The following is a 19,672-nucleotide window of genomic DNA, read 5'->3' on the forward strand; positions in this document are numbered from 1 at the left end:
TTAACCATCCCGAAATAAAAAAGATGCAAATTATAACGCTTAACCTCAATGGCATCCGCGCGGCGGCGAAAAAAGGCTTTTTCCCCTGGCTGGCCCAGCAAACGGCGGATGTGGTGTGCGTGCAGGAATTAAAAGCGCAATTGCCCGACCTTTCCGCCGAGATGCAAGCGCCGGACGATTATCATGGCTATTTTCATTGCGCCGAGCAAAAAGGCTATAGCGGCGTGGGCATTTATTCGCGTAAAAAACCGGATCGCATCGTCGAGGGCATCGGCGTTGCGGATATCGATGCCGAGGGGCGTTTTTTACAAGCGGATTTCGGCAATCTGAGTATCGTGTCGCTTTACCTGCCGTCCGGCTCCAGCGGCGAGCACCGGCAAGCAGCAAAATTCTATTTTTTGGAGCAATTCTATCCGGTATTGCAAAACCTGATGACCAGCGGGCGAGAAATCATTTTGTGCGGCGATTGGAATATCGCGCACAAGGAAATCGATTTGAAAAACTGGCGCTCGAATCAGAAAAATTCCGGATTCCTGCCGGAAGAACGGGCCTGGCTGACTCATGTGTTCGATGAAATCGGTTTTGTCGATGTATTCCGCCGCTTGAACACCGAGCCCGATCAATACACCTGGTGGTCGAATCGCGGCCAGGCTTGGGCGAAAAACGTCGGGTGGCGCATTGATTATCAGATCGCCACGCCCGCCATCGCGCAAACAGCCCGCAGCACCTCAATTTTCAAAGACGAGCGCTTCTCCGATCATGCGCCGCTGATCGTCGATTACGACCACCTGTTATGACCACTCAAGTACCGTCCAGCTGGTTGCAAGCGCTGCGGGTTTATACGCACCCGCGCGTGCTTGGCATGCTGTCGCTGGGATTTTCCGCCGGGCTGCCACTGCTGCTGATCATGGGCACATTGTCGTTCTGGCTGCGTGAAGCAGGCATCGACCGCGCAACCATCGGCTATTTGAGCTGGATCGGCCTGGCGTACAGCTTTAAATGGCTGTGGTCACCGCTGGTCGACCGCTTGCCGCTGCCGCTGTTGACGCGCTGGCTAGGCCGCCGTCGTGCGTGGTTGTTGCTGTCACAGATCGTCATTACCTGCGCGCTGATAGGCATGGCCGTAACCGACCCGGCCGCCAATCTGACGCATTTGGTATTTTTCGCACTCGCGGTGGCGTTTGCTTCAGCGACTCAGGACATCGCGTTGGATGCCTACCGCATCGAAGCCGTCGCAGTGGAATTGCAAGGCGCGATGGCGGCGACTTATCAAGCAGGCTATCGTATCGCGATGATTCTGGCTTCCGCCGGTGTGCTGTGGATCGCCGCCGCGATTGATACAACGGCCGATACCTACGATCACGCGCCGTGGCGCTTCGCTTATTTGGTGATGGCGGTCAGCATGGCGGTCGGGATGATTACGACGCTGATCATCCGCGAACCGGATGTGCCTTACAGCCGATTGATTTCCGACAATGAGAAAATCGCCCGGCAAGCCATTGCGAAGTGGCAACTTCCTGCACGCATCGGCAATCTGCTGGTATGGCTGTACGGTGCACTAATCGCGCCATTCCGCGATTTTATCGTGCGGCATGGGCGCCAGGCATTACTCATCCTGGGATTGATCGCGATCTACCGCATTTCCGATGTCGTCATGGGCGTTATGAGCAATCCGTTTTACGTTGATATGGGTTACAGCAAGGACGAAGTCGCGACGATCTCCAAAGTATACGGCGTGATCATGACGATCGCTGGAGCTGCAATCGGCGGCGTGCTGACGGCGAAGATCGGTATCATGCGCACACTGTTTCTGGGTGCCGTGTTATCCGCCGCGACCAATTTGCTGTTTGTCTGGCTCGCCGGGCGCGGCCACGATGTCAGCGGGCTGGTGTTCACCATCTCGGCCGATAATCTCTCCGCCGGTATCGCCTCCAGTGCTTTTATCGCTTACCTATCCGGCCTGACCAATTCGGCGTATTCGGCGACGCAATATGCGATATTCAGCTCGGTGATGTTGCTGTTGCCGAAATTCATCGCCGGTTTCAGCGGTCAGTTCGTCGACGCTTACGGTTACGAAAGCTTCTTCATCGCCACCGCGCTATTGGGCCTGCCCGTTTTAGTTCTGGTCTGGCTGGCCGGACAAGCCACATTTGCCCATTCCAGCGAATAAACCACCACCATTCATCCATGTCACAAGCGTCACAAAAAACCGGCCCCGAAGCGGAATACCATGCCCTGATCGAAGCGGGCGAGCTGAAGCCGGACGCCGGTCAAGCCAGTGCAGTAACCGCACTCGAGCGTCTATACCGGGAATTGATCGATCTTCCGGCCGGGCACACGCGCGGCGAGCGTTCCAGATCGCGTTTATCGACGGTATTGTTCGGTTGGTTAAACAACAACAAACCGGCTCCGAAAGGGATTTATCTCTACGGTGGCGTCGGGCGCGGCAAATCGATGCTGATGGACTTATTTTATGCAATAGCACCAGTCACAGCCAAACGGCGCGTGCATTTCCATGAATTCATGCTCGATATTCACGCGCGACTCAAAGCCTGGCATGAGCTTTCCGCGCGCGAAAAAATACAGCAAGGCGGACGCGCCAATGATGACGATCCCATGCCATTCATTGCGCGCAAAATCATCCAGGAAGCGCAGCTATTGTGCTTTGATGAGCTGCAAGTCACCGATATCGCCGATGCCATGGTGTTGACGCGGCTGTTCAAGGAATTGTTCGCCCAGGGTGTAGTGGTAGTGGCGACATCCAACCGCCCGCCCGATGATCTGTACAAGAATGGCCTGAATCGCCAGCGCTTTTTGCCTTTTATTGAGCAGATTAAGGAGAAGCTGGACATTATTCCGCTCGAGGGACCGGTTGATTATCGCTACAACCGCTTGCAAGGCGCGGAAACCTATTATTTCCCCATCAATGCGGCAACCACTGCGCAGTTATCGGCGGCGTTCTTCCGCCTCACCGACCGCCGCGTGGAAGACCGCGCCAAAGTGCCGAGCGAAGAATTAATTGTGCAGGGACGCCGGTTATTTGTGCCGAAAGCGGCGCGCGGCGTTGCCGTTTTCTCGTTTAAACGCTTGTGCGCCAACCCGCTCGGCACCGCCGACTATCTCGCCATCGCCCGCGCCTATCACACTGTCATCATGGTTGCGATTCCGCAATTCACCCAGGAAAACAGCGATGAAGCCAGACGCTTTATTCATTTTATCGACGCATTGTACGAACATGGCGTCAAATTCCTCTGCTCCGCCGCCGTACCGCTGCCATCGCTATATAGCGATGGCGATGCTGGTTTTGAGTTTGAGCGCACGGTCTCCCGCTTGACGGAAATGCAATCGGAAGACTATCTGACCAGAGGTCACGGCAAAATCATTGCCGTCTGAACAGACTTAGTTTTCCTCAGATACCGGAAAGTGCAAGCGGCAGCACGATACCTGGGGTGGCGTATCCAACTCAGCAATTATTGATGTAACACACTAAATAGCCACACATGCCAGCACACCCAGATAAAAAGCGATTTCGGTGAGTTGCTGCATCGCGCCCAAACAATCCCCCGTGTAGCCGCCGATGCGCTTTTTTATCACGAGGCTAAACCACACCCAGACAGCTACCACCGGCAATAAGCCCAGGTACCAGGAGGACTCCAACCAAAGCAGCGGCAATAAACCCGGCACAGCGGCAATACCCAGATGGGTAAGCGGCATCACGGTCGCAAGCGGTTTGGCCTTGCCTGCGTATTTCACATAGCGTTGCGTTGCCATCACCAGCACAGCACAAAAACGGCTCACACTATGGCCTGCTACCAGCACTGCCGGTACCAGCAGCGGCGAGAAATGCGTCAGCGCGGTAAATTTTAACAACAGCGCCATGATAATGCTCACCGCACCATAGCTGCCAATCCGGGAATCTTGCATGATATGTAACACTTGTTCCTTTTCCCAGCCGCCCCCAAGCCCATCGACAGCATCCGTCAAGCCATCTTCGTGAAAGGCCCCGGTCAGCAATAAGGTAGCAACCATGCTGAGCAGAACAGCAATGTCCTGCGGCAACACTGTGCTGGCAAGCATGTACACCAGGGCTGCAAAAGCCCCCACCATGATGCCCACCAAAGGAAAATACTTGGCCGCCAGATTCAGTTCCTGTTCCTGAAAATCCGGCAAATCAGGGACTGGAATGCGCGTAAAGAAACCGATAGCGAGTAAAAAACTGCGCCATTCCTGCTGGAAAAAAGGTCGATTCGAAGAAGGAGTGTGCGACGGGATCGTCATGGGAGCTGAGTGTAGCGGCAACCAGCTTTTTTCGCTAGTGACTACATCAGTGAACATCATTCAGAGCGGACCCATAGCGCACCTTGTTTTTCCTCTGCGCGCGGATACCGGTTTCAATGCACCGGCGGACTGAAAAAACCCCGGAATGGGTGTATCCTAAACTGATTTTCAACCGGCTCATGAGCATGGCAAAATGAACATACTGATCACAGGCGCAACCGGGTTTATCGGCCGGCATTTGGTACAGCGTTTACAGCAAGATCAACACACCATAACGGTACTGAGCCGCAACAGCAGCAAGGCCAGCGAACTGCTGAATGTACCCGCATTGGAATGGGATTATGCGACGCAAGATGTACCCGCCGAAGCGCTGCACGGTTGCCAGATCATCATCAATCTGATGGGTGAAAATCTGGGTGAAGGCCGTTGGGCAAAGGCGCGCAAACACGAGATTTACGCATCGCGCATTCTCAGTACGAGAAAATTGGTCGCGGCTGCGCCGGATAGCTTGCAGGCTTTTGTCTGCGGCTCTGCCATCGGTATTTATCCGGGTACGGGTGATGATCTTTATGATGAATCGTATGCTGTACCTGAGCAGCTCAGTTTTATGCAAACCATTTGTCATGATTGGGAACAAGAAGCGGCGAGAATCGAAAGCAAAGGTGTGCGCCGGGTCAGTATTCGCACCGGTGTGGTACTCGGCCATGGCGGCATGCTGAAAAAATTGCTGCCAGTTTTCAAATTGGGCTTGGGCGGGCCGGTTGGCAACGGTCAGCAGTGGCTGCCGTGGATACATCTCGAGGACATTGTTTCGGTCTACTGTAACGCTGCACTGGATACACGCTACCGAGGCCCGGTCAATGCGGTGTCACCCCACCCGGTGCGCTACCGCGAATTTGCAACAGCGTTTGGAAACGTATTGCACCGGCCCGCATTCTTCCCTACCCCGGCATTTATCCTGAAGCTGGCATTAGGCGAAGCTGCCGCGCTGGCTTTGAACAGTTATCACATCGCGCCCAAAAGATTGCTGGGAGAATACGGCTTCCAATTCAAATTCGATCATTTACCGGCGGCATTGGCGGATTTATTTAACCATCACTGAATTTTCCGGTCCGGCAGAACAATATCATGACAACCCCAATTGCAGTTTTTTGGTTCCGGCGCGATTTGCGTCTGGACGATAACGCCGGACTTTCGCATGCTCTGGCATCGGGACGCCCGGTTTTACCCATTTTTATTTTCGATCCGGACATTCTGGCCGGATTACCGTGGAACGACGCCCGCGTCACGTTCATTTACGATACTGTACAAGCCCTGCGTGCCGAACTTGGAGCAAAGCATGCCAGCTCACTCGCGCTCTATCACGGCAAACCATTGGATGTTTTCGCGCAAATTCTGCGTTCACACCCGATTACCGCGGTTTACACCAATCATGACTATGAACCGTACGCACGCGAACGGGACGAAGCTGTGCGCCAATGGCTGGAAGCACAGGCGATAGCGCTTCGCACCTACAAAGACCATGTGCTGTTTGAAAAAGATGAGATCAGCAAGGACGACGGCGGCGCGTATACGGTATACACCCCGTACATGCGCAAATGGCGAAAGGTACAAAGCCAGACAACATTGACACCTTACGCGACCGCAGCCAAATTGACCCACTTGGTCAAACAAGCAGCGCTGCCGGATGTGTCATTGGCAGATATCGGTTTTACCCGCTCGGCAATGCCCATCCCCGCTTACCGGGTGGAACACGACAGGCTGCAATACTACGCGCGCGACCGCGATTTTCCGTCGTTAGCCGCCACATCGTTGCTGGGGCCGCACCTGCGCTTCGGCACGGTCAGCATCCGGCAAATATTCCAACATGCATTCCCGCGTAGCGATATTTTTTGCAATGAACTAATCTGGCGCGAGTTTTTCAGTCAGATTCTCTGGCATTTCCCGCATACGCCACAGCGCAGCTTCAAGCCGCAGTACGATCGCATCCAATGGCGCAACAATGAGGCGGAATTCAAGCGCTGGTGCGAAGGCACCACCGGTTATCCCATCGTCGACGCCGGCATGCGCCAGCTCAATGCAACCGGCACCATGCACAACCGCGTAAGAATGATCACTGCGAGTTTTTTGTGCAAACATCTGTTGATCGATTGGCGCTGGGGCGAGGCGTATTTCGCACAAAAATTGTTGGACTATGAAATGGCGAGCAATGTCGGCAACTGGCAGTGGGTAGCGGGTTGCGGGGTTGATGCCGCGCCCTACTTCAGGATTTTTAATCCGAGTGCACAAACGGAAAAATTCGACAAACAGTTCGCTTACATTCAAACCTGGGTAAGCGATTGGCATACCTTAAATTATCCCGCACCGATCGTTGATCACACATTCGCGCGCGAGCGCTGCTTGCAAGCGTACCAACAGGCCGTAGGGTAGCTAAACAGCATAACCTTCCGGTTTTGTTCCTGAATTATTGCTTTTTGGCTGCTAACCGATTTACTGACTTGTTATGCCCACTGTTGATTTTCCAGGCTGGCAGAGTTGGTAATATATTCCATACTTTTTTTTTTAGTGTTATCCTTACTAGGAATAAGTAATTTTCTTATTCGTGATGAAACCATATCTTGTTTAGAAGGCACTTAGGTTGCACAATCATTTGATCTTCTAAAAAGGTCTTTTTCTGCGAAAGATAGTTTAATGCTGAATTAGATTTGGGATATGGCTTGTAGCTGATTAAGTTCCAACGTGACATTAAATTTGTTGATAAACAATTTTTGATTTTAATAACAAAGGAGATTTTCATGAAATACTCACTCTTAGCTATCGCCTTTATCGCATTTACAGCCACAGCCATTCTTGCTGGATGTGGCGAACCAAAACCATACAACAAACCGCCAAGCTTATACAAAGATCCTGAATCAGGCGAAAGGCTGGGTGCTGAACCCACTAAATAATAATCGGCTGGTTGATTATCAAACGGCTCCTAGCAGTTATGAGGAGCCGTTTTTTATTACGGATCATTCAGAGAAGCAATTCCCTTCATCACTGCTCCAATCTTCTCACAGCAGCCACATCAATCAGCACGGTTATCGTTCAGAATAGTTGCATTGATGTAGCTTATCCATACTGTTCCAGGCCCACCCGAATCAACATTTAAGATGCTGCGCTACGCGCCCCCGGATCGCCTGAATATTTCCGGCTCATTGCAAGATGGGCTTGACTCCGCGCAAATAAAAATACGCCAGCAGCAATATGGCGACAACCGTATCGTTGAAATACCGCCAACGGGCTGGCGGGATATTCTCCGCAATACCCTTCGAGATCCGATGCTATGGTTCCTGCTCGGCACCAGTGCGTTGTTTTTGGCAGTTGGTGAATTGACCGAAGCCATTATTTTACTTGTCGCACTGATTCCTTTTCTCGGTATGGATGCCTATCTGCACCGGCGCACACAAGCATCCATTGCCGGCCTAAGCGATTGTTTGACAGCACAGACCACGGTGATACGCGACGGTCAGCCGCAACGAATCGCTGCGGCAGAACTGGTTCCCGGCGATTTGGTGCTGCTCGGCACGGGCGAATCATGCCCTGCCGATGGACTGATCGAATATGCCGAAGATGTATTGTGCGATGAATCGTTACTGACGGGAGAAGCCTTTCCGGTGCGTAAACTTGCCGTCGCCGCTTTGCCGCATCAGGAACACACCGCGTATATAGCCAGTGCATCCTGGCTATTTGCCGGTACCCGTCTGTTAAAGGGCAACGTCCGCTTGCGCATTGTTTTCACCGGCGTGGAAACCCTCTATGGTGAAATCGTGCATTCGGCGATGCTAGGCACGCACACCCGCACACCGCTACAAAGTGCCGTCAGCAACCTCGTCGCAATACTGCTGGCTGCAGCTGCTGTCATCTGCTTGGGCTTAGCGTGGGTGCGCTGGGAGCAAGGGCACGGTTTACTGGATGCGCTGCTGAGTGCGGTAACGCTTGCAGTGGCCGCATTGCCGGAAGAATTTCCCGTCGTTCTGACCTTCTTCCTCGGCGTCGGCGTCTACCGCTTAGCCAAACGGCAAGCCTTGGTGCGACGCGCTGTCGTAGTGGAAAACATTGGCCGCGTATCCTGTATCTGCTCCGATAAAACCGGCACACTGACGGAAGGCCGCTTACAGCTATCGCACCGTTATCCGGCACAGGGTTTCAGCGAAGAGCGCTTGCTGGAAATCGCCGCAATGGCTTCGCGCCACGAAACAAGCGATCCGGTGGATCTGGCCATTCTTAATTCGCTGGAAACACCGTTGCACGACGCTGTGGTTGAAAGTTTTCCATTTACCGAAGACCGCAAATGCGAAGCCGCCATCATCCGCTCCAGCGATGCGCTGCTGGCCGTGCTTAAAGGCGCCCCGGAAATTGTATTGGCGCACTGCAAGCTTGATGGAACGGCACTTACCGGCTGGCAACAACGTATCGATGAACTGGCCGGCAGCGGGCACAAAGTAATCGCCTGTGCTTGGCAAACACTCGATGGCGCGAGCTGGCATGGCGGTGAACCGGATCGCGATTTCATTTTTGCCGGTGCGCTGGCATTCGAAGATCCGGTGCGCGAAGGTGTGCCCGGAGCCGTACTCTTATGCCGCGATGCCCAGATCCGCATCATCATGATAACTGGGGATCATCCCGCCACTGCGCGCGCGGTAGCCAGAGAAATCGGTTTAGGTGGAGCCACGCCGCAGGTGGTAACCGCGGATGAGATCCAAACGCAGTTGGTGCGCGGTGAATCTGATGTTCTGCGCAACATTGATGTGATCGCGCGCGCCGTGCCCGCACAAAAATTGCTTCTGGTGCAAACACTGCAAAACAGCGGGGAAATCGTCGCCGCTACGGGCGATGGCATTAACGACGTGCCCGCCCTGCAAGCGGCCGATATCGGCATTGCCATGGGACAACGCGGTACCCGCAGTGCACGTGAAGTCGCTGCAATCGTGTTGCTCGACGACAATTTCCACAGCATCGTGCAAGCCATCGCCGAAGGACGGCAATTATTCACCAACCTGCAGCTGAGCTTCCAATATCTGCTGATGATTCATTTACCGCTCGTGCTCACCGCCGCGCTCATTCCGCTGGCCGGATACCCGATGCTGTATCTGCCCATTCATATCGTCTGGCTGGAACTGGTCATTCATCCCACTGCATTGCTGGTATTTCAGGAGATAGCCGGCAATAAAACATTGGTGTACCAGCCGCCCACAAAGCAACTGCGCTTTTTCAGCAGGTGGCAGTGGTTCGCGATGGGATTGGCCGGATTAACCTTAACCGTGATTGTGACGCTGGCTTACATCCGCAGCTTGGGGGCTGGATACGATGTCGATCATGCCCGTGCGATGGCGCTGGTGACCTTGATCGCCGCCAGCGTGGGAATCACTGCCGTGCTGAGCCGCATGCATTCCAGTGCTGCGTGGTACATCGTCAGCCTCACCATTGGATTGTCATGTTTGCTGGTGCAGATACCTGCGCTGGCGGGATTCCTGCACCTCGCACCGCTGCATGTTGACGACTGGCTATTAGCGATTGCCAGCGGAATGATCGCTGCGGCATTGACATTACTGGGCCGCGTCAATGGATTGCGTATCTTCCGGGAGCGGCAAACACAATCCCAGCAACACAGCGATTAACTTAACCGGTCATACAGCCTGCATCAACCGGCTTCAAACAGTTTTTATTTTTCAGACGGATCGGTAATAAAACCGATTTTTGTCAGACCGGCTTTGGCTGCAATACTCATGAGCCGCGCGACATGTTCGTAATGCGCCAGCTTATCGGCGCGAATATGCAATTCGGTATTGGGCGCTTGCGCTACTTTTGCTGCAAAACGCGGCGCCAACTGCTCCAATGCTACCGGCTCACCATTCCAAAAAAGACTGCCATCCGCGCGAATCGCCAGCTCGACATGCTCAGGCTGGGTGATATTGGGATTGCTTTCCGCTTTCGGCAAATCGATTTTAACGGAATGCGTCAGCAGCGGAGCCGTGATGATAAAAATAATCAATAGCACCAGCATGACATCCACCAGCGGCACCACATTGATTTCCGACATGGGCGCCTGGCGCCCGCTATCCTGCATGCTTCCAAAGGCCATTCTTATTGTCCCCTTTCAATCGCAATATCGGCAGTTCCGGGAATAGCCGCCGTAACCGGCGATTGCGATGCGGCTTCCGGCGGTTCATTGTCATCGCCGACGGTGATCAGTATGAACAGATCATGCGCAAAAGCTTCCAAACGCGCGAGCCAGATCCGGTTACGGCGGACAAAAGCGTTATAAGCCAGCACGGCCGGTATCGCCACCGCCAATCCCAGCGCGGTCATGATCAGAGCTTCACCAACCGGACCGGCAACTTTGTCCAAGGTGCCTTGACCGGAAAGTCCGATTTGAATGAGTGCATGATAAATACCCCAGACGGTTCCAAACAAGCCGATATAAGGCGCGGCCGAACCAGCTGTTGCGATCAATGTAAGGCCATTTTCAACACGCGTCGCTTCCTGATCGATGCCGTTGCGCAAGGTCCGTGTCAGAAATTCGCTGGTTCCACCAGCTGCAGCCAACTTGTGAGAACTGTGAATTTTGGAATCAGCGGCCGCGTCAATGCCCAGTTTGGCAAGCTCCGCAAAGGCGTTATCCGGCGCGGCATTTCTGAATTCGACATGCACCGCCTCCAACGAATCAAAACTCCAGAAGTGTTTCAAAAACGCCTCGGCACGGCGCTTCGCCATCAAATTGGCGATACTTTTAGTGATGATTAGATACCAGCTTGCCACCGAGAGCGACAACAGCAACACCAGCACGCTCATGCCAACGCCGTCAATCTGATCGAGAAAATTAGAAAAACCAAGCCCTTGTTCCATGAATTAATTTCCTTGCAGTACAAAATTAAAGGGTTGTAAGGCAACAGCCCGGACCGGCTGGCCATCACGCAGCGATGGATTGCATTGCCAGCTCTTCACCGCGCTCAGTGCAGCAGCATCAAGCCGCTCATAGCCGCTGCTGTTAAGAACTTTCGCATTATCGATATGCCCGTTTTCATCCAATTCCACACGCAGCACCAGTTTCCCTTCTTCCCCCATGCGCCGGGAAATGGCAGGATATTCGGGCGGCGTTAATTTGGGGCAGGATACCGACAATTCCGAAGACAGAGCCACCGGTGCTGTTGGCATTTGCTTGGGTGATGCTTCAACCACGGGCGGCGCTGCTGTCACTTGCTCGGTCACCGGCTCCTGCAGCGGTTTCGGCGCTGGCTCAGCTTGTTTCTTTTCGGAGACTTTCGGGGATTTCGCTACCAGCTGTTCCTGTTTTGGTTTGACCACCGGCTTTTTCACCGGCTGGAGTTTAACCGGTGCCGGTTCGGGTGATGCTTTAGGCGGCGTAACCGGCGCGGGCGGTGTGATCAATTCGGCAAACAATGTCAGTGCCTGCTCCGGATGTGGAATCAAACGCTGATGCCACAAAAAATAAAATAGCGCGGCATGGATAACGAGTACAAACAACAGCCCAGGTAATGAAATAAGGCGCTGCTGCCCTAAATACTCAATATTTTTCCGGGATAGTGAATGCATTACAGAATAAACAAATCAGACAGACTTCTTATTTACTTGATCTAAAATACGCCGGACACCGTTGATTTTGATTTTTGACTCATCGGCAACAATCCCTGAAAACAACGCTATGCTGCAATTAAACGCGCATTAATTCAGATTAAGCCTGTCAAATAAACATTTTAACGAAAACGATAATAATTATCAATAACCAAAGCTTATATTAAATTCCATTTCAACATACAATGTCACCGATTCCGGGCAATTCATGTGCAGTCATCGCACGGATAGTTTCATCACTTTCATTTACAACAATAAACATGACCTATTCCACTCCCAGTTTTTGGCGCCGCATCGTCTGCCTGATTTATGATTTTCTTCTGATATTGGCTGTTTTGTTTATCGCCAGTTTCATTTTTCATTTTATTTTCACCGACACGCAAGCTGCTTATTTCAAACCGCTGTTTCAATGCTATCTGTTTGCCATCATGGGATACTACTTTACCTGGTTCTGGACCCATGGCGGACAAACGCTCGCGATGCAAACTTGGAAGATGCGGCTTGTCACCGCGGATGGCCACGGCCTGACAAAAAAACAAGCCATTGCCCGGTACTTATTTTCCTTAGCGGGCATATTCATTTTTGTCGTTATCGATTGGGTTTTTCCCATTAATTTTATTTCTCACTATCAGCTCGTACTCATCAGCGTTCTTATTTTTGGCTCCGGATTCATTTGGGCATTATTCGATCGCGATCGCCAGTATCTGCATGACCGGTTAGCCAGAACGCGTATTATCCGGTTAGAGGAGTAATTGCCGGACCGGATCACCACTGGCAAGCCAATGATAAATTTTCATTTGTTAGCATAAATTTATATGCAAAATTTACAATTTAATTTTTAAAAGAATGTATAATAAATTGATTGTTATCAATTTAGTTATGCGCTTATCTGTTCATAAAGTTTAATTTCCGGAATCCGTAAAAATAAGCAATCCGACTTTTTTACAAATTACTATATAGCCCATGCGTAGCCAAATTATCTCAGCAGCCGCTGCTTTGAAAGTCTTATTCAGAGAATGTGCAATTCAGGCAAACATGTTCATTGTCATAGCTTTAATGCTGTGCATTTTTGTCGTTGACTTAAATACTCCATTAGGAGTTGCTGCTGCGGTACCGTATATACTGGTGATATTTTCCAGCCTCTGGGTGAGCGGAATCCGGTTTACCTATTGCATTACCGCAATGACGCTTATTCTTACCATCACTGGCTTTTATCTATCTCCCGGCATTGTAATGCCGATGAATGTCGTAGTATTTAATCGCGGACTGACTTTGTTATTGATTATTTGTTCCGCATTGATGGTCATCAAGATCAAAAAAACGAATAGCGACATGTCCACCTTGCTGACCCAGGTGCTGATTGATCCAATCACCGGCTATAAAAACAGACAGGCTTTTGAATCCGAATTGGATACGGAAATCTTGCGTTCGAGACGATATCATCGGAGCTTCTCCATCGCGATCATCGATCTCGATCTGCTTAAGCTATTTAGCGATGATTATGATTACAAAAACAAAAATGACTCGATAAAACAGATTTCTCACGAGATCAAAACCAATATCAGAATCACCGATCTGTTTTATCGCATTGATATCAATGTATTTGCCATTTTATTTCCGGAAACGGATCTATACGAAGCGAAAAAAGTATGCGAATCGGTGCGCAAAAAAGTTTCCACCAAAATGGATAAAAACACTGAAAATAAAATCATGGTCAGCATCGGCATTGCCATGCTGGATGAAACCGATAACAAGTTAAAATTGTGTAAACGTGCCGAAGATGCACTCTTTACCGCGAAACGAAACGGCGGAAACCAGGTTTCCACGCTGCCGCAGATCGTCAATAAAGATAAATCGACGGTTCCTGCGATTTTATCGCGTTCAAGATCGACAGACACCGTTTAAGCTTCTTAGCGTGCGCTTTTTGCCCATTTGAGATCGCTAAACACGACTACCACACATCAATACCCGCTGTTAATACAGTAACTAAATGCATTTACTGCTGCATTAAAGAAATTACTGCATATTCTCTTATATAATTCAGCGTATCCGCCAGACAAAATTTTTCGTTTCTGAGATACCCATGAGTTTAATTAACAAGCCGATGGCCAAGAAATCAAGCGGCCATTCCTTCTCACCCAGAGTATCCCGGTTATTGCGGGAATCCGGCCTGCTGATACTGATGGGCGCGGCACTTTATCTGGTGTTGATATTTTTCAGTTACGACCGTGGCGATGCCGGTTGGTCGCATAGCGGCGATTTCAATCAAATCCAGAATGCTGGTGGGCATGCCGGGGCTTGGCTCGCCGATTTGTTGCTGTACTTATTCGGCGCATCGGCATGGTGGTTGGTGGCATTCTTTCTGTCCGCAATTGCCTGGAGCTACCGCCGCATCGATAGCGCCGGCATTTTTGACCGTCACTCCTTATTCCTGACCTTGGGCGGTTTTCTCTTACTACTGACCGCCAGCAGCGGACTGGAATCACTGCGGTTTTATTCCATCAATATTGCCCTGCCACTGATGCCGGGTGGCATGCTGGGCAATGCCATCAGCCATTATCTGTCGCAAATTCTCGGTTTTACTGGCGCGACACTAACCTTACTGATCCTCATCGCTGTCGGCTTTAGTCAGTTTACCGGGTTGTCGTGGGTGCGATTTGTAGAAAAAATCGGTGAAAGTGTCGAAAATTTGCTGCTCCTGCTAATAAACACTTGGGAAACACGGCAGGATAAACTCGCCGGTATCATTGCCGCACGAACGCGCGATAAAATCGTCGAAAGCGAAAAAAAACGGGTAGAGAGCACACCATTGCTACATATCGAACCGCCAACGACGGTGATTATTAAATCGCAACGCATCATCAAAGAAAAACAACCTTCGTTGTTTTCCGATCTGCCCGATTCTCCGCTGCCGCCTTTGCATCTGCTGGACGAGCCGGAAAAAGATTTTGAAGTGCTATCCAAAGAAACTCTCGAGTTCACATCCCGCTTGATCGAACGCAAACTCAAGGAATTCGGCGTCGATGTCAAAGTGGTTGCGGCTTTCCCAGGACCGGTGATCACCCGGTATGAGGTCGAACCGGCGGTCGGCGTCAAAGGCAATCAAGTCATCAATTTGATTAAGGACCTGGCGCGCGCATTATCCGTTGCCAGCATCCGCGTGGTTGAAACCATTCCGGGAAAAACCAGCATGGGATTGGAAATCCCCAATCCCAAACGGCAAATCGTGCGCTTGCAGGAAATTCTCAGTTCGCAGGTCTACGCCGATTCCCCTTCTCCGCTCACCATCGCGCTGGGTAAGGATATCAGCGGCCGCCCGATCGTATCTGATCTGGCCAAGATGCCGCACGCTTTGGTCGCGGGCACCACCGGCTCGGGCAAGTCGGTCGCGATCAACGCAGTCATTCTCAGCTTGATTTATAAAACCACACCGGAACAAACCCGCCTGATCCTGATCGATCCCAAAATGCTGGAATTGTCGGTGTACGAAGGCATTCCGCATCTGCTGACGCCGGTTGTCACGGACATGCGCGAAGCCGCCAGCGCACTGCATTGGTGCGTCGGTGAAATGGAGCGGCGTTACAAGCTGATGTCTGCATTAGGTGTGCGTAACCTCAGCGGCTACAATCAGAAAATACGCGATGCAGTTAAAAGCGAAGAACCTGTCGTTAATCCATTGCTGCCGCCGGGAGAAGAGCCGGAATATCTGGATGAGTTGCCGCTCATTGTCGTGGTTATCGATGAACTGGCCGATTTGATGATGGTCGCCGGAAAGAAAGTCGAACACCTGATCGCCCGGCTGGCGCAAAAAGCGCGCGCATCCGGCATCCATCTGCTACTGGCGACACAACGCCCGTCGGTCGATGTAATTACCGGTCTGATTAAAGCCAACATTCCGACCCGTATCGCTTTTCAAGTGTCGAGCAAAATCGATTCGCGCACCATTCTCGACCAAATGGGTGCGGAAGCCCTGCTCGGCCAAGGCGATATGCTGTATCTGCCGCCCGGCAGCGGTTACCCGCAACGCGTGCACGGCGCTTTTGTCGCCGACCACGAAGTACATAAAGTGGTTGAATATCTGAAAGAACATGGCGAACCCAATTACATCGAGGAAATTCTACAAACTGGTGATGAAGAAAACGATAGCGGCGATTCCTCCGAACTGAAAAAACCGCAAGGCGGCGAAGCCGATCCGCTTTATGATGAAGCCGTGGCCATCGTCGTCAAAACCCGCCGCGCATCGATTTCTCTGGTACAAAGGAATTTACGCATCGGCTATAATCGCGCCGCCCGTCTTATTGAAGACATGGAACGCGCCGGTCTGGTCTCATCGATGCAAAGCAACGGCAACCGGGAGGTATTGGCTCCGGCACGCAACGAATGATCAACTGCCCTGCCGTCATGCGCTTCATACCCCCATTTCATTTTAGGAATACTATGGCCCGCTCAAGCTGTCTCGTTTTTCTCCTGCTCGTCAGCAGTCTGATACCCCACTGGGCTGAAGCAGCCGCCATCAACAGCTTGAAAAGCTTCATCCAGCAAACGCGTACGGTACGCGCTAATTTCTCTCAAACGCTGTACGACAAAAGCGCGCGCACGGTGCAAGAATCGCAAGGCACGATGCAATTCGAACGTCCGGAGAAATTCCGCTGGACGTATGATAAACCTTACGAGCAATTGATCGTCGGCGATGGCAGCAAGGTATGGTTTTATGACCGCGATCTGAACCAAGTCACCGAACGGCCGTTCAATATCGCCATCGGCAGCAGCCCCGCTGCGCTGTTGGCGGGCAGCAGCGCCATCGAAGATAATTTTGAACTGGTTGAATTGGGTGTGCAAAATGAAATGGAATGGCTCGAAGCTATTCCCAAAAGCAAGGAAAGCGCATTCGAGTTCATCCAAATGGCTTTTTCTCCAGATGGCGTGCTCAAGATCATGGCATTACGCGATAATTTCGGCCAGACCACCATCCTGTCATTCTCCGATTGGGACAAAAATCCAACGCTACCCGCCGATTTATTCCAATTCACACCGCCTGGAAATGCCGACGTCATCCGTGAGTGAAGCCGGTCTGTTTGCACCGAATCAACCTCAAGTACCGCTGGCGGAACAATTACGTCCCAAACATCTGAACGATATCATCGGGCAAAGCCATCTGCTCGGCGCCGGAAAACCGTTACGGCTGGCGTTTGAATCGGGCAAACCGCACTCGATGATTTTGTGGGGCCCGCCGGGAACCGGCAAAACCACGCTGGCGCGCATCATGTCGACCGAATTCAACAGCGAATTCATTGCGCTGTCCGCCGTGTTGTCCGGCATCAAGGATATCCGCGCCGCCATCGAGCAAGCCGAATTGACGTTGCAACAAAGCGGACGGCATACCATCCTGTTTGTCGACGAAGTGCATCGTTTCAACAAATCGCAGCAAGATGCTTTTCTGCCGTATGTCGAACAAGGCTTGATCACCTTTGTCGGCGCGACCACGGAAAACCCATCGTTTGAAGTCAATAACGCGTTACTGTCGCGCGCCCAGGTTTATGTGCTGACAGCGTTGTCGGAAGCGGAATTGTCCCAGTTATTGGAGCGCGTGCAAAAACTGGCGCTCGGTAACCTGCAATTCTCCGCCGAAGCACGGCAACTGTTGATCGAATACGCTGACGGCGACGCCCGGCGTCTGCTGAACTTGCTCGAGCAAATCCATACTGCGGCGGAAACTGGAGCCATCACGCATATCGAAAAGGATATGGTCGTTAATACCCTGTCACGCAATAACCGCAACTTCGATAAAGGCGGCGATGCGTTTTACGATCAGATATCCGCGCTGCACAAATCAGTACGCGGATCCTCGCCGGATGCGGCGCTGTACTGGCTGTGCCGCATGCTCGATGGCGGCGCCGATGCGTTGTATATCGGGCGGCGGTTGATCCGCATGGCCACGGAAGATATCGGCCTAGCCGATCCGCGCGCCCTGCGCTTGACGCTGGATGCGTGCGAGACTTACGAGCGGCTGGGCAGCCCGGAAGGTGAGCTGGCGCTGGCACAAGCAACGCTGTATCTCGCCTGCGCACCGAAAAGCAACGCCGCCTATTTGGCTTACAATAAAGCACGCGCACTGGTTGCGCACGACAAATCGCGCCGCGTGCCGGTGCATTTGCGCAATGCGCCGACAAAACTGATGAAGGATATCGGCTACGGCGATGCCTACCGCTACGCGCACGATTGCCCGGAAGCCTATGCCGCGAGAGAGAATTATTTTCCGGATGACATGCCCGAAGTCAGTTTTTATCAGCCGACCGCTTACGGCCTGGAACAGAAAATCCGGGAAAAACTGGCTTATTTGCGCAACCTGGATGAGAAAGCAAAGCATAAAATATAGCTATCCGTATCTATCGATAATTTTGGAGTTTTTGCATGTTAGAGATTCAACAATTACGCACCGGCCTGGACACTGTCACTCTGCAGCTGGCCAAACGAGGTTATGCCTTTCCCGTGGAAGCGTTCAATGCGCTGGAAGCGGAACGGAAAAAAGTCCAGACCGAAACCCAGGAATTGCAAGCGCAGCGTAATTCGGCGTCGAAAAAAATCGGCCATGCCAAAAGCAAAGGCGAAGATGTCTCCGCTATCATGGCCGAAGTCGCCCATCTGGGCGATGCCTTGAAGCAAGCGGAAGACCACCTGGAGCAGATTCAACAGCAGCTGCAAAAAATCTTGCTGGAAATACCGAATCTGCCGCACGACAGTGTGCCGGAAGGCAAAGACGAAACCGGCAACGTGCAAATCCGCCGTTGGGGCGAACCGCGCACATTTGACTTTGCCATCCAGGATCACGTCAGTGTCGGTGAGGGTCTGGGATTGCTGGATTTTGAAACCGCCGCAAAACTCAGCGGTGCGCGTTTCAGTTTGATGAAAGGCGGGCTTGCCCGTTTACATCGCGCTCTGGCGCAATTCATGCTGGATACCCACACGCAGGAACATGGCTACACCGAAGCCTATGTGCCTTATCTGGTCAACCGGGATAGCTTGCGCGGCACCGGACAGTTACCCAAATTCGAGGAAGACCTGTTTTCCGTTCATGCCGGTGGCGCAAATCCGCCCGGCGAAGCGCCTGCGGCTGATTTCCATCTCATTCCTACCGCCGAAGTCCCGATCACCAACATGGTGCGCGATGAAATCGTGCCACTGCAAGCATTGCCGTTGAAATTCGTCGCGCATACGCCCTGCTTTCGTTCCGAAGCGGGCAGTTACGGCCGCGACACACGCGGGCTGATCCGCCAGCATCAATTCGACAAAGTCGAGCTGGTGCACATCGTCCACCCCGATCAATCGTATGAAGCGCTGGAGCAACTGGTCGGCCATGCGGAAAAGATTCTACAAAAACTGGCGCTGCCGTACCGGGTCATGGCCTTGTGCACTGGCGATATGGGTTTCTCTGCGGCCAAAACCTACGACATCGAAGTCTGGCTGCCCGCGCAGAATACCTACCGCGAAATCTCCTCGTGCAGCAACTGCGAAGCATTCCAAGCACGGCGCATGCAAGCGCGTTTCCGCAACGAAAACGGCAAACCGGCGCTGTTGCACACGTTGAACGGCTCCGGCCTGGCCGTCGGACGCACGCTGGTGGCGGTGCTGGAGAATTATCAGAATGCCGACGGCAGCGTCACTATTCCGGAAGTTTTGCGCCCTTACATGAATGGCCTTGACCAACTCGCAAGTAGCAGAGGACAATGAAATCGGACCTCATCTTTTCACCTTCTAATAG

At 52.2% G+C, this 19,672-nt stretch carries 17 protein-coding genes; 13 read left to right on the plus strand and 4 right to left on the minus strand.

The window, feature by feature from the left end; translation table 11 throughout:
* Nucleotides 1–23: 23 nt before the first annotated feature.
* The 3 genes from BLU57_RS05105 to zapE are packed head-to-tail and all read left to right on the plus strand — an operon-like array spanning nucleotide 24 to nucleotide 3,393.
* On the plus strand, nucleotides 24–797 hold the full coding sequence (locus tag BLU57_RS05105; RefSeq protein ID WP_090317283.1) for an exodeoxyribonuclease III: 774 nt from the start codon (nucleotides 24–26) through the stop codon (nucleotides 795–797).
* Entirely contained in the window at nucleotides 794–2,170 is a 1,377-nt protein-coding gene (locus BLU57_RS05110; RefSeq protein ID WP_090317286.1) for an AmpG family muropeptide MFS transporter, read from the plus strand. The genes BLU57_RS05105 and BLU57_RS05110 overlap by 4 nt, the downstream gene beginning before the upstream one ends.
* Nucleotides 2,171–2,187: 17 nt before the next feature.
* Nucleotides 2,188–3,393 (plus strand): cell division protein ZapE, encoded by a 1,206-nt coding sequence (gene zapE / locus BLU57_RS05115; protein WP_090317289.1) that lies wholly within the window; start codon nucleotides 2,188–2,190, stop codon nucleotides 3,391–3,393.
* A 93-nt stretch (nucleotides 3,394–3,486) separates the two neighbouring features.
* Here the strand turns inward: zapE and BLU57_RS05120 are convergent, their stop codons facing one another.
* Entirely contained in the window at nucleotides 3,487–4,338 is an 852-nt protein-coding gene (locus BLU57_RS05120) for an adenosylcobinamide-GDP ribazoletransferase (protein ID WP_256206132.1), read from the minus strand.
* A 133-nt stretch (nucleotides 4,339–4,471) separates the two neighbouring features.
* Between BLU57_RS05120 and BLU57_RS05125 the strand changes: the two genes are divergently transcribed.
* The 4 genes from BLU57_RS05125 to BLU57_RS05145 all read left to right on the plus strand — a co-directional run bounded on the left by BLU57_RS05125 (nucleotide 4,472) and on the right by BLU57_RS05145 (nucleotide 9,938).
* A complete protein-coding gene (locus tag BLU57_RS05125) occupies nucleotides 4,472–5,380 on the plus strand; it encodes a TIGR01777 family oxidoreductase (protein ID WP_090317292.1) in 909 nt (302 codons plus the stop codon).
* A 26-nt stretch (nucleotides 5,381–5,406) separates the two neighbouring features.
* Nucleotides 5,407–6,708 (plus strand): cryptochrome/photolyase family protein, encoded by a 1,302-nt coding sequence (locus tag BLU57_RS05130; protein WP_090317295.1) that lies wholly within the window; start codon nucleotides 5,407–5,409, stop codon nucleotides 6,706–6,708.
* Between the two features lie 365 nt (nucleotides 6,709–7,073).
* The gene (locus tag BLU57_RS16000) at nucleotides 7,074–7,226 is read left to right on the plus strand and encodes a hypothetical protein (RefSeq protein WP_176776368.1); all 153 of its coding nucleotides are present in this window, start codon (nucleotides 7,074–7,076) and stop codon (nucleotides 7,224–7,226) included.
* 204 nt (nucleotides 7,227–7,430) lie between these two features.
* Nucleotides 7,431–9,938: a cation-translocating P-type ATPase gene (locus BLU57_RS05145; protein ID WP_256206133.1), complete on the plus strand. Its 2,508-nt coding sequence runs from the start codon at nucleotides 7,431–7,433 to the stop codon at nucleotides 9,936–9,938.
* 44 nt (nucleotides 9,939–9,982) lie between these two features.
* On the opposite strand, the gene BLU57_RS05150 is transcribed toward BLU57_RS05145, so the two are convergent.
* From BLU57_RS05150 to BLU57_RS05160, 3 genes are read right to left on the minus strand one after another with little or no spacing between them, the layout of a single operon-like run.
* Entirely contained in the window at nucleotides 9,983–10,402 is a 420-nt protein-coding gene (locus BLU57_RS05150; RefSeq protein ID WP_090317322.1) for an ExbD/TolR family protein, read from the minus strand.
* Between the two features lie 2 nt (nucleotides 10,403–10,404).
* Nucleotides 10,405–11,166, minus strand: a complete 762-nt coding sequence (locus BLU57_RS05155; protein ID WP_090317325.1) for a MotA/TolQ/ExbB proton channel family protein — start codon at nucleotides 11,164–11,166, stop codon at nucleotides 10,405–10,407.
* Nucleotides 11,167–11,169: 3 nt separating this feature from the next.
* Entirely contained in the window at nucleotides 11,170–11,874 is a 705-nt protein-coding gene (locus BLU57_RS05160; RefSeq protein WP_090317328.1) for an energy transducer TonB, read from the minus strand.
* 299 nt (nucleotides 11,875–12,173) lie between these two features.
* Between BLU57_RS05160 and BLU57_RS05165 the strand changes: the two genes are divergently transcribed.
* The 6 genes from BLU57_RS05165 to serS all read left to right on the plus strand — a co-directional run bounded on the left by BLU57_RS05165 (nucleotide 12,174) and on the right by serS (nucleotide 19,641).
* Nucleotides 12,174–12,665 (plus strand): RDD family protein, encoded by a 492-nt coding sequence (locus tag BLU57_RS05165; protein WP_090317331.1) that lies wholly within the window; start codon nucleotides 12,174–12,176, stop codon nucleotides 12,663–12,665.
* A 430-nt stretch (nucleotides 12,666–13,095) separates the two neighbouring features.
* A complete protein-coding gene (locus BLU57_RS05170; RefSeq protein WP_256206134.1) occupies nucleotides 13,096–13,818 on the plus strand; it encodes a GGDEF domain-containing protein in 723 nt (240 codons plus the stop codon).
* 178 nt (nucleotides 13,819–13,996) lie between these two features.
* Nucleotides 13,997–16,297: a DNA translocase FtsK gene (locus tag BLU57_RS05175; protein ID WP_090317337.1), complete on the plus strand. Its 2,301-nt coding sequence runs from the start codon at nucleotides 13,997–13,999 to the stop codon at nucleotides 16,295–16,297.
* A gap of 53 nt (nucleotides 16,298–16,350) precedes the next feature.
* On the plus strand, nucleotides 16,351–16,977 hold the full coding sequence (lolA, locus tag BLU57_RS05180; protein WP_090317340.1) for an outer membrane lipoprotein periplasmic chaperone LolA: 627 nt from the start codon (nucleotides 16,351–16,353) through the stop codon (nucleotides 16,975–16,977).
* The gene (locus BLU57_RS05185) at nucleotides 16,955–18,289 is read left to right on the plus strand and encodes a replication-associated recombination protein A (protein WP_090317343.1); all 1,335 of its coding nucleotides are present in this window, start codon (nucleotides 16,955–16,957) and stop codon (nucleotides 18,287–18,289) included. Before lolA ends, BLU57_RS05185 begins: the two co-directional genes overlap by 23 nt.
* A gap of 35 nt (nucleotides 18,290–18,324) precedes the next feature.
* Nucleotides 18,325–19,641 (plus strand): serine--tRNA ligase, encoded by a 1,317-nt coding sequence (gene serS, locus BLU57_RS05190; protein ID WP_090317345.1) that lies wholly within the window; start codon nucleotides 18,325–18,327, stop codon nucleotides 19,639–19,641.
* Nucleotides 19,642–19,672: the final 31 nt, after the last annotated feature.

It is taken from the genome of Nitrosomonas oligotropha (genome assembly GCF_900106555.1).
Lineage (GTDB): Bacteria > Pseudomonadota > Gammaproteobacteria > Burkholderiales > Nitrosomonadaceae > Nitrosomonas > Nitrosomonas oligotropha_A.

What these genes read in the sequence shown, in the direction of transcription:
- BLU57_RS05170 (WP_256206134.1), top strand. Translation starts at nt 13,096, where the DNA reads ATGACGCTTATTCTTACCATCACTGGCTTTTATCTATCTCCCGGCATT.
- BLU57_RS16000 (WP_176776368.1), top strand. Translation starts at nt 7,074, where the DNA reads ATGAAATACTCACTCTTAGCTATCGCCTTTATCGCATTTACAGCCACA.
- BLU57_RS05165 (WP_090317331.1), top strand. Translation starts at nt 12,174, where the DNA reads ATGACCTATTCCACTCCCAGTTTTTGGCGCCGCATCGTCTGCCTGATT.
- zapE (WP_090317289.1), top strand. Translation starts at nt 2,188, where the DNA reads ATGTCACAAGCGTCACAAAAAACCGGCCCCGAAGCGGAATACCATGCC.
- BLU57_RS05160 (WP_090317328.1), bottom strand. Translation starts at nt 11,874, where the DNA reads ATGCATTCACTATCCCGGAAAAATATTGAGTATTTAGGGCAGCAGCGC.
- BLU57_RS05130 (WP_090317295.1), top strand. Translation starts at nt 5,407, where the DNA reads ATGACAACCCCAATTGCAGTTTTTTGGTTCCGGCGCGATTTGCGTCTG.
- BLU57_RS05125 (WP_090317292.1), top strand. Translation starts at nt 4,472, where the DNA reads ATGAACATACTGATCACAGGCGCAACCGGGTTTATCGGCCGGCATTTG.
- BLU57_RS05110 (WP_090317286.1), top strand. Translation starts at nt 794, where the DNA reads ATGACCACTCAAGTACCGTCCAGCTGGTTGCAAGCGCTGCGGGTTTAT.
- BLU57_RS05105 (WP_090317283.1), top strand. Translation starts at nt 24, where the DNA reads ATGCAAATTATAACGCTTAACCTCAATGGCATCCGCGCGGCGGCGAAA.
- BLU57_RS05185 (WP_090317343.1), top strand. Translation starts at nt 16,955, where the DNA reads ATGCCGACGTCATCCGTGAGTGAAGCCGGTCTGTTTGCACCGAATCAA.
- BLU57_RS05175 (WP_090317337.1), top strand. Translation starts at nt 13,997, where the DNA reads ATGAGTTTAATTAACAAGCCGATGGCCAAGAAATCAAGCGGCCATTCC.
- BLU57_RS05120 (WP_256206132.1), bottom strand. Translation starts at nt 4,338, where the DNA reads ATGATGTTCACTGATGTAGTCACTAGCGAAAAAAGCTGGTTGCCGCTA.
- BLU57_RS05150 (WP_090317322.1), bottom strand. Translation starts at nt 10,402, where the DNA reads ATGGCCTTTGGAAGCATGCAGGATAGCGGGCGCCAGGCGCCCATGTCG.
- lolA (WP_090317340.1), top strand. Translation starts at nt 16,351, where the DNA reads ATGGCCCGCTCAAGCTGTCTCGTTTTTCTCCTGCTCGTCAGCAGTCTG.
- BLU57_RS05145 (WP_256206133.1), top strand. Translation starts at nt 7,431, where the DNA reads ATGCTGCGCTACGCGCCCCCGGATCGCCTGAATATTTCCGGCTCATTG.
- serS (WP_090317345.1), top strand. Translation starts at nt 18,325, where the DNA reads ATGTTAGAGATTCAACAATTACGCACCGGCCTGGACACTGTCACTCTG.
- BLU57_RS05155 (WP_090317325.1), bottom strand. Translation starts at nt 11,166, where the DNA reads ATGGAACAAGGGCTTGGTTTTTCTAATTTTCTCGATCAGATTGACGGC.